At 61.6% G+C, this 284-nt stretch carries 1 pseudogene; it reads left to right on the plus strand.

From position 1 onward, the window contains the following. Positions 1-284 (plus strand): annotated as a pseudogene (locus ACZBJS_RS42950) (IS5 family transposase); the annotation flags it as partial.

A 284-nucleotide genomic window follows, 5' to 3' on the forward strand; every position in this document is an offset into this window, starting at 1 on the left:
CTCCCTGGCGCGATCTCCCGGAGGTCTTCGGCGATTGGAACAGCGTGTTCCGGCGCTTCAGCCGATGGAGCATCAAGGGTGTTTGGTGGCGGATCTTCGAGGCGATGTCCGATGATCCGGACTTCGAATATCTGATCGTCGATTCCACCATCGTTCGGGCGCATCAGCACGCTGCCGGCGCCAAAAAAGGGGGTCTGAAGATCAGGCGATCGGCCGCTCGCGCGGGGGCCTGAGCACCAAGATACATCTGGCCGTTCGAGGCTTGGGATGTCCGGTGCGGTTCA

It is taken from the genome of Bradyrhizobium sp. KZN70725 (assembly GCF_055264925.1).